This is a genomic window from Isoptericola sp. MSGPD8_1_ISO-PGPR-S23-394, assembly GCF_058072785.1.
Map to the genome: position 1 here is coordinate 3,293,411 of NZ_CM176517.1, position 14,419 is coordinate 3,307,829.

The window sequence follows — 14,419 nt, forward strand, 5'->3', positions numbered from 1 at the left end:
CCGACGGTGCCGAACGGCCCTGCCGTCGTTCCAGGTCGGTCTGCGTCCCGAGCAGAGCCACCATGAGCGCTGGTACGTGCCCGAGGGCCAGGCCGAGGCTGCGGCGGTGGTGTCCGCGCGCAACCGCGTGGCATGGGCCGGCTGGGTCGTGCTGGGGGCCGGCATCGTGGTGGCGTCGGTGGGGATCGTCCTGGTCGCCGCCTTCCCCGTCCTCGTCTGACGGCCCGGTACGGCACCGGACCAGGGCGCACGGTGGCTACGATCGTGGCGTGACCACCGACGACCTGACCGCGCTCCGCCACACCCGCGAGTCGCGGCGTGTGGACCCCGCCAACGCCCGCTCGTGGCTGCTGCTCAACGCGTTGCGCAGCGAGGACTTCGACGCCGCCCAGCTGTCCCGGGCCGACCAGCTGGTCCTCGACTGCGAGGACGCCGTGGACGAGTCCCGCAAGGACGAGGCCCGGAACGGCGTCCTGGGCTGGTTCGCCGGTGGCGGACGGGCCTGGGTGCGTATCAACGAGCGCGGTTCGGAGGCGTGGGCCGACGACGTGCGCGCCTTCCGGGACGTCGACGGCCTGTGCGGCGTGATGCTGGCCAAGACCGAGAGCCCCGACCAGGTCGTCGACACGGCGCAGCGCCTCGGAGGCCAGGTCCCCGTGGTGCCGCTGGTGGAGTCGGCCCTGGGCATCGAGGACGCGGTGAGCATCGCCCGGGCACCCGGGACGTTCCGCCTCGCGTTCGGCTCGGGCGACTACCGGCGCGACACCGGCGCCGCCAACGAGCCGCTGGCGATGGCCTACCCGCGCTCCCGGCTGGTCACCGCCAGCCGCATCGGCCGCCTGCCGGGGCCGGTGGACGGCCCGACGGTGGGCTCCAGCCACCCGCTGCTGCGCGAGCAGTCGGGCGACGCCGTCGCCATGGGGATGACCGGCCGGCTGTGCCTCGACCTGGAGCAGCCCGCCGTGGTCAACGAGGTGCTCTCCCCCGCCCCGGCCGACGTCGCCTGGGCGATCGACTTCCTCGCGGAGTTCGAGGCCGCCGGGTCGGTCATCCGCGACGGGTCCGACAAGCCTCGGCTCGCCCGCGCCCGGCTCATCAACCAGCGCGCCGAGCTGTTCGGCATCACCCCGAGCTGAGGGTCGCGGCCCGGCCCGCGCACCGGCCTCGGCCGGTCCCACGCCGGCCCAGGACGCCGGTCCGAGCACGGGGCGCACCGCCGTGACCGCGACGATCCCGCCGTCGTGGACCTCGCAGGCCACGGGCCGCGCACCGTTCCGTTCCACCGCCGCGATCGCCGTCGTGCACGGGTCGAGGCCCCAGCGCAGCGCGGTGGCGCCGGCGAGCGCGCCGAGGTCCGCGGCCGACCGGGCGACGGACCGTGCCTGCTGGGCCGCGCCGAGCACGGCGATCGCCGTGCAGGCCAGCAGGACGACGGCCGCCACGCCGAGGACGAGCACGGTGCCGGCGCCTCGTTCGCCGTGCGCGCGGCTCAGGGTTCGGCCCACGCCACGGCCTCCCCGGTGGCTCGGAGCGGTCCGGCCGCGAACCACCCGCCGACCACGGGGCGAGTGACCACGACGCGGACCCACTCGCCGTCCCAGGTCACGGTGACGTCCGCAGCCTCCCCGGCGACCCGGGCGGCCGTCGCACGGACCACGGCGGTGTCCTCCCCGACGGCGACCGCCCGGGCCCCGGCCCGGGCCGCGTCCGCCGCACGCATCTGCGCGGTGGACGCGGCCGCGAGCGTGAGCACCGCGACCAGGAGCAGGACGATCACGGGCATGCCGACCGCGAGCTCGGCGGTCACCGAACCGCGCTCCGCCCGGTCGCGGGCGCTCACACCGACAGTGCCGAGGCGACGATCGACTCGAGCATGCCGCGGACGGTGTCGCTCTGGAGCACGGCGATCAGCAGCCCGGCGAACCCGACGGCGGCGATCGTCGCGATGGCGTACTCGGCGGTCGCGAGCCCCGCCTCGGGGTCCGCCCCCTCAGCCGGCGCCGCCTCGGGGCGGGGCGCCGGCGCGTCCTCCGCGCCGGCCGGGTTCACGGTGTCGACGGTCATGGTCTCTCCTTCTCTCGACCGGGCGCCTGCCCGGTTCCTGGTCCCCGCGGCCGGTCGGCCCGGGGTCCGTCCCGCCGAGGAGGCCGGGACGGGCACGCTCAGCCGGACAGCAGGTCCAGACCGAGCGCGAGCAGCACGGGCACGAGCCCGACGAGGACGAACGCCGGCAGGTAGCAGATCCCGAGGGGCAGCACGAGCCGGACGGCAAGCCGGGCGGCGGCCGTGCGCGCGGCAGCCCGGCGCTCGTGCCGGTGCTCCGCCGCCGCGGCGCGCAGCGCCTCGCCGGGGGCGGCGCCGTCGTCCCACGCCCCGCGCAGCGCACGGCGCAGCAGGTCGAGACGGGGCGGGCACCGCGGCTGCCCGTCGGACTCCGCGGGGGTGGTGCCGGCGGCCACCCAGGCGCTCTCCCACCCGTCCCCGAGGCGGAGCGCGGCGGCCGCCCGACCGAGGGACCGCCCGTCGGGTCCGCCGACGGCGGTCCCCACCGCCTCGAGCGCCCGGGGAACGCCGGCCCCGGAACGGACGGCTGCGCCGACCAGCTCCAGGAGGCAGGTCACGTCGACCGGATCCGGATGCTCCGGCTCAGCCCGGACGTCGGTGCGGATGCTCCGGCCGTCACGGAACGCGGACACGCGGCGATCCGCGGCGCGTGCCGCCGTGCGCCACGGCGTCGTCCCCGCGAACGCCAGCGCCCCGACGACGACGGCGACCACCGCAGCGCTCATGGCTCGCCTCCCGCCGCGCGTGCGGCGGCGACGAGCCGCCGGGTCCAGGCCCGCCCCGCGAGGAGGGCGAGCACCCCGAGCAGCACGGCGACGGTGCCGGCCCCGCCGTCGGTGGCGGTGGCGACCGGGTCGGCTCCCAGCGCCCACCCGAGCCCCGCCCCGAGGACGGGCAGCCAGAGCAGGACGCGTGCGGTGGTCTGCGGCCCGGCGAGCGAGGCCTCCCGCTCGGCGTCGGCCTCGGCGCCTTCGACCAGCGCGGCCCCGACCCCCTCCAGGACACCGCCGAGCGGTGCCCCGACGTCCCGGGCCAGCCGCGCGGCGGCGATCACGGCACCGGCCGGGCGGACGCCGCCGACGGCACGCGCCAGCGCGGCCGGGTCGGGGACGCCCTCGGCGTCGACGGGCACCCCGAGCGCCCGCGACCACGCCGTCGTCGGGGCCGCCCCCGACCGGAGCAGGGCCTCGACCTGTGCCAGGGCCAGCCGGACCTGGTCGGGGGCACCGTCCCGGGCGCGCCCGGACCGGCGCCACCAGCCCGCGCGCGACCGGACCCGGCGTCCGGCGGGGAGCGCGAGCACGGCTGCCCTGCGCCCCGCCCGAGCCAGGACGCACCACACCGCGCAGCCCACGGGCAGCGCCACGGACGTCAGCACGCCGACCACCGCCGGACCATCGCCTGCCAGCCGTCCACGGTCCGGGGGCTGCCGGATCCTGGTCCGTCCCAGGTCGCCGCCGGGTGGACCTCGAGCTCGCCGGTGTCGGCGAGGCGCACCGCGGCGACCTGCGCCAGGTACCGCGCTCCAGCACGCCGCCGCAGGTGCAGCACCACGTCCAGGGCGGCCGCCGCCTGCGCCGCCACGGCGGGGCGCGGCATCCCGGCGAGCGCGGCGAGCGCCTCGAGGCGCGCCGGGACGTGCTCGGCCGCGTTCGCGTGCACCGTCGCCATCCCACCGTCGTGGCCGGTGTTGAGGGCGAGCAGCAGCTCGCGGACCTCGGCCCCCCGGCACTCGCCGAGCACGATGCGGTCGGGGCGCATCCGCAGCGCGCCCCGCACCAGGTCGGTCAGCGTGACCTCGCCGACGCCCTCCACGTTGGGCCGGCGAGCGGCGAGCGCCACGACGTGCGGGTGGACCGGTGCCAGCTCGCGCGCCTCCTCGACGGTGAGGAGCCGCTCGTCCGGTGGCACGACGCCGAGCAGGGCGGCGAGCAGGGTCGTCTTGCCGGTCCCGGTGCCACCGGTGACCAGCAGGTTCGCGCGGCCCTGCACGAGTCCGGTCAGGAGGCCCTCCCAGTCGGGCGGCACGGCGCCGCCGGCGACGAGCGTCGGCAGGTCGAGCACGGCCTGGCGCAGGACGCGCAGCGCGATCACGGCCCCGGCGGGAGCGACGGGCTCGACCGCGGCGTGCAACCGGGTGCCGTCGGGCAGGCGCGCGTCCACGACCGGACTGGCGTCGTCGAGACGGGCACCGGCCACGGCCGCCATGCGCACCGCGAGCGCCCGCACGGCATCGGCGTCGGGCAGCCGGACGTCGCTGCGTCGCAGCCCGTCGCCGCGGTCCACCCACACGTCGTCGGGGCCGTTGACGAGCACGTCGGTGACGCCCGGACCCTCCAGCAGCGGCTGCAGCGGGCCGGCGCCGGTGAGCTCGGCACGAGCGGCCCGGGTGAGGTCGACCAGGGCGTCCGAGCCCAGCACCCGCCCGCTCGCCCGCAGCGCCGCCTCGACCGCCGCGTCGTCGGGCGGCCCTGCCGGCCCGGTGCCGAGCCGGGTCCGTACGTCCGCGAGGAGCCCGGGGGCGATGCCGGACCGGGGCTCGGGGGCCGCGGCCGCACCGTGGGCGGTGCCGAGACCGGCCGTGCGATGGCCGGTCACGGGCGGACCCCACCGGCCACGGTGGCGGACGGCTGGTGCTCGAGCACGCCCACGATCCGGTCGGCGGCCGCGCCCAGCGGCGTGCGTCGCCCGGTGCGGGGTCCGTCGCCGCGCTCGAGCGACGCCGCGAGGCGTCCGTCCCAGCCGAGCGTGGCGACGGCCGGCCGGTCGACGGCTCGTTCGAGCCCGGCGGCGTCGATGCGCCCGGGCACCGGACGGCGGGCCGCCAGACGGACCGGTCCGGCACCCAGGCGTTCCAGGATCGCGGTGGTGGCGACGGCGCCCGCCACGGCCGGGGCGGTCAGCGGCACCACGAGGACGACGGCGTCGGCGGCCGCCACCAGCGCGCGCGTCGAGCTCCGCCACGCGGCCGGCCGCCCCACGTCCAGGACGGCGCGGTGGCCGGACCGCAGCAACGCCGTGACGACGTCGAGCACCACCCCGTCGTCGAGGGGCTGCTCGGCGGCGTCGTGCCGGGAGCCGGACAGCAGCGGCACGGCACCCCAGCGGGGCAGCGCACCCACCAGCCCGTCGCCGTCGACCGTCCCGCGCGCGTCCACCAGGTCGGGCCACCGGGCGCCGGCGTGGTCCTCGACGCCGAGCAGCACGTCCAGGCCGGCCCCCGGCACGTCGAGGTCGACGAGCGCGGTCGCGCCGGCACGGCGCCGCAGGGTCCGGGCGACGGCGGCGGCCAGCACGCTGGCACCCGCCCCTCCGCACGCCCCCACGACGGCGACCAGTCGGGACGGTCCCGGCTGCGCTGGAGCGGACGGTGCGGTTCCCGGTGACACCGTGCCCGGCGACACGGGCTGCGACGAGACCGGCGGCGCAGCAGGCGGCGAGCTGGGTTGCGGCGGGGCGCTGGCGTGGTCCATGGCGCCACCCTGCAGCGGGGCACGGCACCGTCGTCGGGCGGACGGACCCGTCGGTGGACGGCCTCGGGCTGGGGACGGCTTCGGAGCGAGGTCAGACGCTCACGGCGACCTGTCCCGCGCGGCGCAACGCGCGCTCGCGCCGCAGGGCGGGCACGAAGCAGAAGACCCCGAGCACGCTCACCGCACCGCCGGCGATCATCGCCACCGGCGTGGACAGCAGGTCCGCGGTCCAGCCGAGGGCCGGCGAGGCCACCGCGTAGGTGGCGAACGCAACCATCGAGGCCAGGGAGAGCACCGTCGAACGGTTGCGCGCCTCGGCCTCCCGGTGCAGCAGTGCGTTGTACAGGGGCCCGGCCGCGCCGTGCAGCGCAGAGGTGGCCAGGTAGGCCACCACGAGCGCCGCCGGTCCGGCGACCAGCCCCATCCACACGGCGCCGAGGCCGTTGAGGACGCGTGCCGCGATCGCCGCGCGCACCACTCCGACCCGCCGGGAGAGCGCTCCTGCGAGCGCCGAGCCGAGCGCGAACACGCCCCACCCCACGGACGCCACCGGTCCCATGATCGCGCCGGCGCGCGCCTCGCTGCCGACCAGCTCGGCGAGGCGGATCGGCTGCAGCGACTCGAACACGACCATCGCCGTCGACCAGAAGACCTCGACGAGGAGCAGCCCCAGCAGCACCCGGTTGGAGGCGGCGAGCCGCAGGCCGTCGCCGACGACGGCGGGCACCCGGCGGGCCGAGGCGAGCGCCCGCCGCACGGACTCCCTGCGGAGGGGGCCGCCGTCCGGCACCGGGCGGTCCTCCCGCAGCAGGAGGCACACGGCGACGAGGTGCGCGAGGGCGAGCCCGGCGTAGACGACGAACGGCAGGGTGAGCGCGGACCAGGCGGTCACGGGGTGCCACCACACGAGCCCTCCGGAGACGAGCGCGCCGAGGGCCACGGACAGGCCCACGACGCCGCCGTGCCTCGCCAGCGCGCCGTCCACGTCGGCGCCCGGGCTGGTCGCGTGGACGGTGTCGACGAACCAGGCCTCGAGCGGGCCGGAGTCCAGCGCCCGGAACGCTCCCATCGCAGCAGCCGCGACGGCGAACTGCCAGAAGGTGCCCGCCACGGCGAACACGGCCGCCGCGACGACCTGGGTCACCGCGGCGGCGACGAGGACCGGCTTGCGGCCGAACGCGTCGGCGGTGCCGCCGGTCGGCAGCTCGAGCGCGAACACGACGATCCCGGTGATCGACGCGAGCGTCAGGGTCTGCGTCACGGTGAGCCCGCGCTCGACCGGCAGCAGGGTGGTCACGGCGACGACCAGACCCACGGGGAACCAGCGCGTCGCGCTCAGCAGCAGGAAGACCCGGCGCGCGGCGACCGGTGCGAGCACGGTCATCCGTCGGCCCCCGGGGCCCCGGTGTCCTCTTCGTCCTCCGTGTCCTCGCCGACCGGGACGTCGTCGGGCTCGAGCGGGAACGACGTCATGTACAGGTGCAGGCGTCGTGCGCGGTCGTCCCCCTCGCCGGCGTGGGCGTACCGGGCCACGACGGCGTCGATCTCGGCCTGCATCCGCCGGGCCTGGTCGGGCGTCACCTCCACCCAGTCGTCGCCCATCCCGGAGACCTCCTGCCACGGTTCCGGCCAGGACTCGGCGACGTCGAGCCACCGGGAGTACGCGACGTCGAACTGCCGGTGGTAGTCGCGCACGAGCCAGCCGAGCGCGGTGCGGGCGTCCTCGTCGTCGGCGAGGTCGGCGTGGGACCAGCCGTGGCTCTCGGTCGCCGCCTGCCAGAGACGTTCCTTGCCGCGGCCTGCGCCGGTGTCCTCCACGAGCCCGACCGACTCGAGCTTGCGCAGGTGGTAGCTGGTGGCGCCCGTGTTGGTGGCGAGCTCGGCGGCGAGGGCCGTCGCCGACGCCGGCCCGCCGCGTCGGAGGGCGCTCAGCAACCGCGAGCGCAGCGGGTGGGCGAGGACCTTGACCGACTCGGCGGTGAGGTCGAGGCGGGTCCAGGGCTGCTCCGGGGTCATGTCCATGCGTGCACAATATCAATGCACGATTATTGTGCACAAGAGTTGTGCATCGCATCCCCGAGTCGGCCGTGGCGTTCGGCGCCACAGGCCATAGGCTCTGTCGGGTGATCAACCCGTCGCCGGCCACGCCTCCGCCGCAGGGGCGGGTGCGGTCACGGGCGGGCCACCGGGTCGCGGCGTTCTTCGACCTGGACAAGACGGTGATCGCGACGAGCTCGACGGCGGCGTTCTCGCGGTCCTTCTTCGCGGGTGGCCTCATCACGCGCGGCGACGTGCTGCGCAGCGCCTACGCGCACTTCCTATACATGGCCAGCAGCGCGGACGCCGACCAGACCGAGCGGATGCGCCGGCACCTGTCCGAGCTCGCGACCGGCTGGGACGTGGCCAAGGTCGAGCAGATCGTCGCCGAGACGCTGCACGAGCACATCGACCCCTATGTCTACGCCGAGGCCGTGGAGCTCATCGAGGACCACCACGCCCGGGGCCACGACGTCGTGGTGGTCTCCGCGTCGGGCACCGAGCTGGTCGAGCCGATCGCGGCGATGCTCGGGGCGGACCACGTGGTCGCGACCCGCATGGCCGTCGCGGAGGGCCGGTTCACCGGGGAGATCGACTTCTACGCCTACGGCGAGAACAAGGCGACGGCCATGCGCGAGCTGGCGGCCGCGCGGGGGTACGAGCTGGGACGCTGCTACGCCTACTCGGACTCGATCACCGACGCCCCGATGCTCGCCGCGGTCGGGCACGGGTTCGCCGTGAACCCGGACCGCGCGCTGCGCCGGCTGGCGGCGCAGAACGACTGGGGCACGCTCACGTTCACCCGACCCGTCGCGCTGCGCCCCACGATCCGCCCGACGCCGGTGCTCGCCGTCACCGGGACGCTCGCGCTCGCCGGCATCGGGTGGTTCCTGTGGCGCCGGTGGCGGCGCCGCCGCACCTGAACCGGACACACCGGTCCTCTTGCGGGGCGCGATGGGCGGGCGTTCCATGGGAGGTGTCAGGACGGGGCACGGAACCCACGCACAGACAGTCCGCTGAGGACTCGTCGAGCGGGCTGGACCCGGTACGACGACGCGAGGGCCACGCGCCTGCTACCCGCGAACCGTCCGGCGAGAACGGCGCTCGGTGGAAAGCACCCGGGCGCCGTCCTCGTGCGGTCACTCCCCGTGCGGTCGGTCACGCCGGCGGAGACCGTTCGGCGCGAGTCGGCGACCGCTCGGGCGGCCAGGTCGACCGCTCGTCGCCGGGCGTCGCCCGGGGGTCGTGGACGGGATAAGTGATCTCTCCTTACTATGCTCCTCGACGGGCGTGATCTGCAGCACGCCCGGGTCTACACTCCCCAGAGGCGGCCCCTCGGGAGCGCCGACGGACGGAACGCGACGACGCGGAGGAACCAGTGACCGACAGCCAGTCCACCAGCCCGAGCCTGGAGAACCTGCTCCACGAGACCCGAGCGTTCCCACCGAGCCCCGAGTTCGCGGCCCAGGCCAACGCCCAGCCCTCCCTGTACGACGAGGCGGCCGCCGACCGCGTCGAGTTCTGGGCCCGGCAGGCCCGCGAGCTCGTCACCTGGAAGACCCCCTTCACCGAGACGCTGGACTGGTCCGGGGCGCCCGTGGCGCGGTGGTTCGCCGACGGCACCCTCAACGCGGCCTACAACGCCGTCGACCGCCACGTCGAGGCCGGGCTCGGCGACCGCGTCGCCATCCACTTCGAGGGCGAGCCCGGCGACACCCGCACCGTCACGTACGCCGACCTGCAGCGCGAGGTGTCCCGGGCGGCGAACGCGCTCGCGGCCCTGGGCGTGGAGTCCGGCGACCGCGTCGTCATCTACCTGCCGATGCTCGTCGAGTCCGTCGTGGCCATGCTCGCCTGCGCGCGGCTCGGCGCGGCCCACTCCGTCGTCTTCGGCGGGTTCAGCGCCGACGCCCTGCGCAGCCGGATCGCCGACGCCGGCGCCAAGCTCGTCATCACGGCCGACGGCGGGTACCGGCGCGGGGCGCCCAGCGCCCTCAAGCCCGCGGTCGACGAGGCGCTCGTCCCGAAGGTCGGCGAGGAGGCCACGACCGTCGAGCACGTGCTCGTCGTGCGGCGCACCGAGCAGGAGGTCGCCTGGACCGAGGGCCGCGACGTGTGGTGGCACGAGGCCGTCGAGGCCGCCGACACGTTCCACGAGCCCGCCTGGGTCGACGCCGAGCACCCCCTGTTCATCCTGTACACCTCGGGCACCACCGGGAAGCCGAAGGGCATCCTGCACACCACGGGCGGCTACCTCACCCAGACGGCGTTCACGCACAGATACGTGTTCGACCTCAAGGCCGAGTCCGACGTCTACTGGTGCACCGCCGACATCGGCTGGGTCACCGGCCACTCGTACATCGTGTACGGCCCGCTGCTCAACGGCGCCACCCAGGTGATCTACGAGGGCACCCCCGACACCCCGCACCGGGGCCGCTGGTGGGAGATCGTCCAGAAGTACGGCGTGTCCATCTTCTACACGGCGCCGACCGCGATCCGCGCGTGCATGAAGTGGGGCGAAGAGATCCCGGCCGAGTTCGACCTGTCCTCGCTGCGCGTGCTCGGGTCCGTGGGCGAGCCCATCAACCCCGAGGCCTGGATGTGGTACCGCCGCGTCATCGGCTCCGACCGCACGCCGATCGTGGACACCTGGTGGCAGACGGAGACCGGCGCCATCATGATCTCCCCGCTGCCCGGCGTCACCGCGGCCAAGCCCGGCTCGGCGCAGGTGCCGCTGCCCGGGATCGCCGCCACCGTGGTCGACGACGAGGCGCACCCCGTGCCCGACGGCGGCGGCGGGTACCTCGTGCTCGCCGAGCCGTGGCCGTCGATGCTGCGCGGCATCTGGGGCGACCTGCAGCGGTTCAAGGACACCTACTGGTCCCGGTTCCCCGGCATCTACTTCGCGGGCGACGGCGCCAAGAAGGACGAGGACGGCGACATCTGGCTGCTCGGCCGGGTCGACGACGTCATGAACGTCTCCGGGCACCGCCTGTCCACCACCGAGATCGAGTCGGCGCTGGTGTCCAACGAGCTCGTCGCGGAGGCCGCCGTCGTCGGCGCCGCGGACGAGGTCTCCGGGCAGGCGGTGGTCGCGTTCGTCATCCTGCGTGGCGAGCACGCCGACGAGGCGGCCACCGACGAGGGCTCCGCCCGCATCGAGAAGACGCTGCGCGACCACGTCGCCAAGGAGATCGGGCCGATCGCCAAGCCGAAGCGCATCCTCGTGGTCGCCGAGCTGCCCAAGACCCGCTCCGGCAAGATCATGCGCCGCCTGCTGCGCGACGTCGCCGAGAACCGCGAGGTCGGGGACGCCACGACGCTCGCCGACTCCTCGGTGATGGGCCTGATCCAGGCGGGGCTGGCCGGCGGGTCGTCCCAGGACTGACCCGAGCCCGCCCGCACGACGAGGTGGCGCGTCCCGGCGGGGGCGCGCCACCTCGTGGTTCGATGGTCGGGTGCGCTTCCCTGCCCCGATCGAGATCGGCCCCCTGACCCCCACCGCCCAGGACGCCGTGCGAGAGCTCGCCGCGGCGGCCTCCGCCCACGACGGCGTCGCCCCGCTGTCGGAGCAGCCGCTGCTCCGCCTCGGCGAGGACGCGCACGACCTCACCCACGTGCGGGTGCAGACCAAGACCGGTGCCACCACCGGCTACCTGCAGGTGGACCGCGGCGGGGACGTCGCGAGCGCCGAGCTCGTCGTCCACCCCGACCACCGGCGCACCGGGATCGGCACCCTGCTGGTGCGCACCGCCGAGCGCGACGCCCGGCTGCCCGGCCGGTCCGGCGCCCCCGGCCAGCGTGGCGTCCCCCTGCGCGTGTGGGCCCACGGCGACCTGCCCGCCGCCCAGGGGCTCGCCGCCGCCCGGGGTTACCAGAGCGTCCGCGAGCTGCTCCTGCTGGCGCGGCCGCTCGACGGTCCGTTGGACCAGGCGACCGCCGCGCCGCAGCCGCCCCCCGGCTACCGCGTCCGGCCGTTCCGGCCCGGGTCCGACGACGAGGCCTGGGTGGCGCTCAACGCGCAGGCCTTCGCGGAGCACCCTGAGCAGGGCCGCCTCACCGTCCACGACCTGCACGCCCGCACGGCCGAGCCGTGGTTCGACGCCGACGGGTTCCTGCTGCTGGAGGGACCGGACGGCCGGCTCGCCGGCTCGGTGTGGACCAAGGTCCCCACCGACCAGCCGGACGGTGCGCGCGACGGTGAGATCTACGCCGTGGGCGTCGACCCGGCCGCCCGGGGACGAGGGCTCGGGGCGCTGCTGACCGACGCCGGGCTCCACCACCTCGCGACCGTCGGCTGCACCCGCGCGGTGCTCTACGTCGACGGCGACAACGCCGCCGCCCTGGCGACCTACGACCGTGCGGGCTTCGAGCGCGCCGCGACCGACGTCCAGTACGCACCGGGTCCCGTCGCCTGAGCGGCGGACACGGCACGGAGATCCCGGGCACGTCACCCGTCGTTCATCAATCGGTGCCAACATGGCCTCATGACTGCGTCCAGCCCGCGCACCGCCCGGTGGCGTGACTCCCGCGGCCGGTTCGTCGCCGCGGCGACCACCGGCACGACCGAGACCCGAACCACCGCGAAGGCAGGCCCACGCCGCATGGACCCCCAGCTCGCCGCCCACATCGCCGAGCACATCGCCGAGGACGCGGAGGACGGCGCGCTCCGGGCCGACGTGGTCGCCGCGGAGCCGGCCGAGCTGCCCGCGGACCGGTTCGCCGACCGGGAGCTGAGCTGGCTCGCCTTCAACGAGCGCGTGCTGGAGCTGGCCGAGGACCCGTCGATGCCCCTGCTGGAGCGGGTCCGGTTCCTGGCGATCTTCGCGTCCAACCTCGACGAGTTCTTCATGGTGCGGGTGGCCGGGCTCAAGCGCCGCATCGCCACCGGCATCGCCGTCACCGCCGCGTCGGGCCTGAACCCCCGCGAGGTGCTCGAGGGCATCGGGGAGAACGCCCACCGGCTGATGGAGCGCCACGCCGCGGTGTTCCGCACCGACGTCCAGCCGGCGCTCGCCGACGAGGGCATCACGATCGTGCACTGGGACGAGCTGCTCGACAAGGAGCAGCAGCGCCTGCACAAGTTCTTCCGCAAGCACATCTTCCCGGTCCTCACGCCGCTGGCGGTGGACCCGGCGCACCCGTTCCCGTACATCTCCGGGCTGTCGCTCAACCTCGCCGTCGTGGTGGAGAACCCGCTGACCGGCAAGGAGCACTTCGCCCGCGTCAAGGTGCCGCCGCTGCTGCCCCGGTTCATCGCCGTCGACGACCGCGGCCGGCCCAGCGCGCCGACACCCACCCAGGCGGGTGGCACGCAGAAGTCCTTCGTGCCCCTCGAGGAGGTCATCGCCCAGCACCTGGACCACCTGTTCCCCGGCATGGAGGTGCGCGAGCACCACACCTTCCGCGTGACCCGCAACGAGGACGTCGAGGTCGAGGAGGACGACGCCGAGAACCTCCTGCAGGCGATGGAGAAGGAGCTGCTGCGTCGCCGGTTCGGGCCGCCGGTCCGCCTGGAGCTGGCCGAGGGCATCTCCCCGCGGATCCGCGAGCTGCTGGTCCGTGAGCTCGGCGTCGTGGAGGAGGAGGTCTACGAGCTGCACGGCCCCCTGGACCTCACCGGGCTCAACGTCATCGCGGACATCGACCGTGCGGAGCTGCACTACCCGCCGTTCATCCCGACCACCCACCGCCAGCTCGCGGAGGTCGAGTCCGCGATGCCCGGCGACGTCTTCGGCGCGATCCGTGAGCGCGACGTGCTGCTGCACCACCCGTACGACTCGTTCTCCACGTCGGTGCAGACCTTCCTCGAGCAGGCGGCCGCCGACCCGAAGGTGCTGGCGATCAAGCAGACGCTCTACCGCACCTCCGGCGACTCCCCCATCGTGGACGCGCTCATCGACGCCGCCGAGGCCGGCAAGCAGGTGCTCGCGCTGGTCGAGATCAAGGCACGCTTCGACGAGCAGGCGAACATCTCCTGGGCACGCAAGCTGGAGCAGGCGGGCGTGCACGTGGTCTACGGCATCGTGGGCCTGAAGACCCACTGCAAGCTGTCGCTGGTGGTCCGCCAGGAGTCGGACGGCCTGCGGCGCTACTGCCACGTCGGCACCGGCAACTACCACCCCAAGACCGCCCGGCTGTACACCGACCACGGGCTGCTCACCTGCGACCCCGACGTCGGGCAGGACCTGACACGGCTGTTCAACCAGCTGTCCGGCTACGCCCCCCGGTCGAAGTTCCACCGGCTGCTGGTCGCGCCGCGCACCGTCCGCTCGGGTCTCGTCGAGCGCATCGACCGGGAGGCGGCCGCCGCCCGCGCCGGGCACGAGGCATGGGTCAGGATCAAGGTCAACTCCGCCGTCGACGAGGAGACGATCGACGCGCTGTACCGCGCGTCGCAGGCGGGGGCCAAGGTCGACCTGGTGGTGCGGGGCATCTGCGCCCTGCGTCCGGGGGTGCCGGGCCTCAGCGAGAACATCCGGGTGCGGTCCCTCCTGGGCCGGTTCCTGGAGCACTCCCGCATCTTCGCCTTCGCGAACTCGGCGGGCCCGGCCATCGGGGAGGGCCCCGAGACCGGGCCGGAGGTCTTCATCGGGTCGGCCGACCTCATGCACCGCAACCTGGACCGCCGCGTCGAGGCACTCGTGCGCATCAGCGACGAGAACCAGGTCCTCGAGCTGCTGGAGCTGATGAACGAGTCGATGTCCGACGAGACCGCCTCCTGGCACCTGCAGCCCGACGGGACGTGGGTCCGGGCCACGGGGCCCGAGGGCGAGCCCCTGGTGGACCTGCAGTCGCGGCTCGTCCGGCGCCACCGCCGTCGTCCCAGCATGACCCGCTGACGC

General features: G+C 75.3%; 14 protein-coding genes and 1 pseudogene. 6 read left to right on the forward strand and 9 right to left on the reverse strand.

Annotation, left to right across the window (positions count from 1 at the left end; genetic code table 11):
* The first annotated feature begins 76 nt into the window (after positions 1 to 76).
* Positions 77 to 220, forward strand: a complete 144-nt coding sequence (locus tag AC3RJ8_RS15095) for a hypothetical protein (RefSeq protein ID WP_489713376.1) — start codon at positions 77 to 79, stop codon at positions 218 to 220.
* A 49-nt stretch (positions 221 to 269) separates the two neighbouring features.
* A complete protein-coding gene (locus tag AC3RJ8_RS15100) occupies positions 270 to 1,136 on the forward strand; it encodes an HpcH/HpaI aldolase/citrate lyase family protein (RefSeq protein ID WP_489713377.1) in 867 nt (288 codons plus the stop codon).
* Between the two features lie 18 nt (positions 1,137 to 1,154).
* Here the strand turns inward: AC3RJ8_RS15100 and AC3RJ8_RS15105 are convergent.
* The 9 genes and pseudogenes from AC3RJ8_RS15105 to AC3RJ8_RS15145 form a co-directional block, all read right to left on the reverse strand.
* A pseudogene (locus AC3RJ8_RS15105) lies at positions 1,155 to 1,589 on the reverse strand (Rv3654c family TadE-like protein); the annotation flags it as partial.
* A complete protein-coding gene (locus tag AC3RJ8_RS15110) occupies positions 1,490 to 1,840 on the reverse strand; it encodes a TadE family type IV pilus minor pilin (protein ID WP_489713378.1) in 351 nt (116 codons plus the stop codon). The pseudogene AC3RJ8_RS15105 and the gene AC3RJ8_RS15110, both read right to left, overlap by 100 nt.
* A complete protein-coding gene (locus AC3RJ8_RS15115; RefSeq protein WP_489713379.1) occupies positions 1,837 to 2,064 on the reverse strand; it encodes a DUF4244 domain-containing protein in 228 nt (75 codons plus the stop codon). The genes AC3RJ8_RS15110 and AC3RJ8_RS15115 overlap by 4 nt, the downstream gene beginning before the upstream one ends.
* Before the next feature lie 98 nt (positions 2,065 to 2,162).
* Complete coding sequence (locus AC3RJ8_RS15120) at positions 2,163 to 2,789, reverse strand: type II secretion system F family protein (RefSeq protein WP_489713380.1); 627 nt, start codon at positions 2,787 to 2,789, stop codon at positions 2,163 to 2,165.
* Positions 2,786 to 3,451 carry a hypothetical protein gene (locus AC3RJ8_RS15125; RefSeq protein WP_489713381.1) on the reverse strand — a complete coding sequence of 222 codons (666 nt, stop codon included), beginning with the start codon at positions 3,449 to 3,451 and terminating at the stop codon, positions 2,786 to 2,788. The genes AC3RJ8_RS15120 and AC3RJ8_RS15125 overlap by 4 nt, the downstream gene beginning before the upstream one ends.
* Positions 3,436 to 4,590, reverse strand: a complete 1,155-nt coding sequence (locus AC3RJ8_RS15130) for a TadA family conjugal transfer-associated ATPase (protein WP_489715653.1) — start codon at positions 4,588 to 4,590, stop codon at positions 3,436 to 3,438. The genes AC3RJ8_RS15125 and AC3RJ8_RS15130 overlap by 16 nt, the downstream gene beginning before the upstream one ends.
* A gap of 68 nt (positions 4,591 to 4,658) precedes the next feature.
* Positions 4,659 to 5,360 carry a CpaE-like family protein gene (locus AC3RJ8_RS15135; protein ID WP_489713382.1) on the reverse strand — a complete coding sequence of 234 codons (702 nt, stop codon included), beginning with the start codon at positions 5,358 to 5,360 and terminating at the stop codon, positions 4,659 to 4,661.
* A gap of 268 nt (positions 5,361 to 5,628) precedes the next feature.
* Positions 5,629 to 6,921: an MFS transporter gene (locus AC3RJ8_RS15140; protein ID WP_489713383.1), complete on the reverse strand. Its 1,293-nt coding sequence runs from the start codon at positions 6,919 to 6,921 to the stop codon at positions 5,629 to 5,631.
* Positions 6,918 to 7,559 (reverse strand): winged helix-turn-helix domain-containing protein, encoded by a 642-nt coding sequence (locus AC3RJ8_RS15145; RefSeq protein WP_489713384.1) that lies wholly within the window; start codon positions 7,557 to 7,559, stop codon positions 6,918 to 6,920. Before AC3RJ8_RS15145 ends, AC3RJ8_RS15140 begins: the two co-directional genes overlap by 4 nt.
* Before the next feature lie 104 nt (positions 7,560 to 7,663).
* Here AC3RJ8_RS15145 and AC3RJ8_RS15150 point away from each other — a divergent pair, with 104 nt between their 5' ends.
* From AC3RJ8_RS15150 to AC3RJ8_RS15165, 4 genes are all read left to right on the forward strand, one after another.
* Positions 7,664 to 8,497: an HAD family hydrolase gene (locus AC3RJ8_RS15150; protein WP_489715654.1), complete on the forward strand. Its 834-nt coding sequence runs from the start codon at positions 7,664 to 7,666 to the stop codon at positions 8,495 to 8,497.
* A 455-nt stretch (positions 8,498 to 8,952) separates the two neighbouring features.
* The gene (gene acs / locus AC3RJ8_RS15155; RefSeq protein ID WP_489713385.1) at positions 8,953 to 10,962 is read left to right on the forward strand and encodes an acetate--CoA ligase; all 2,010 of its coding nucleotides are present in this window, start codon (positions 8,953 to 8,955) and stop codon (positions 10,960 to 10,962) included.
* 70 nt (positions 10,963 to 11,032) lie between these two features.
* Positions 11,033 to 11,992, forward strand: coding sequence for a mycothiol synthase (gene mshD / locus AC3RJ8_RS15160; RefSeq protein WP_489713386.1), 960 nt, complete (start codon positions 11,033 to 11,035; stop codon positions 11,990 to 11,992).
* Between the two features lie 186 nt (positions 11,993 to 12,178).
* On the forward strand, positions 12,179 to 14,416 hold the full coding sequence (locus tag AC3RJ8_RS15165) for an RNA degradosome polyphosphate kinase (RefSeq protein WP_489715655.1): 2,238 nt from the start codon (positions 12,179 to 12,181) through the stop codon (positions 14,414 to 14,416).
* Positions 14,417 to 14,419 lie beyond the last annotated feature (3 nt).

Bases quoted from the DNA above. Each gene is read 5' to 3' on its own strand.
- AC3RJ8_RS15115 (WP_489713379.1), bottom strand. From the start codon at position 2,064: ATGACCGTCGACACCGTGAACCCGGCCGGCGCGGAGGACGCGCCGGCG.
- AC3RJ8_RS15120 (WP_489713380.1), bottom strand. From the start codon at position 2,789: ATGAGCGCTGCGGTGGTCGCCGTCGTCGTCGGGGCGCTGGCGTTCGCG.
- AC3RJ8_RS15140 (WP_489713383.1), bottom strand. From the start codon at position 6,921: ATGACCGTGCTCGCACCGGTCGCCGCGCGCCGGGTCTTCCTGCTGCTG.
- AC3RJ8_RS15145 (WP_489713384.1), bottom strand. From the start codon at position 7,559: ATGGACATGACCCCGGAGCAGCCCTGGACCCGCCTCGACCTCACCGCC.
- AC3RJ8_RS15165 (WP_489715655.1), top strand. From the start codon at position 12,179: ATGGACCCCCAGCTCGCCGCCCACATCGCCGAGCACATCGCCGAGGAC.